The 236-nt window shown below is 43.2% G+C and carries 1 pseudogene; it reads right to left on the bottom strand.

Annotation, left to right across the window (positions count from 1 at the left end):
- Window positions 1–236: pseudogene (locus tag AOA62_RS30530) on the bottom strand (hypothetical protein); the annotation flags it as partial.

Below are 236 nucleotides of genomic sequence, written 5' to 3'. Positions count from 1 at the left end.
GTAACAAGGAAGTAGCGCGGCAATCACTTCCCCAAGTGACCCTTTATAAGAAGAAGCTAGAATGTGATTCGTATAAGCTACAGCTGTCGGAGCTGGGTCTTCGTTCGAAATCATTCCATCTTTTGAAAGATCAAGGTCTTCAGCAAACTGTTCATGAAGTGCATGCTCTGCCTCATAAGTTGATTTAGCGTGATGCGCCATTTGTGCAGTTGTATAAAAATCAGTTGCTTTCGCTG

It is taken from the genome of Pseudomonas sp. 2995-3, from assembly GCF_002742565.1.
GTDB lineage: Bacteria > Pseudomonadota > Gammaproteobacteria > Pseudomonadales > Pseudomonadaceae > Aquipseudomonas > Aquipseudomonas edaphica.
This window is presented reverse-complemented; position numbering and strand designations above follow the sequence as displayed.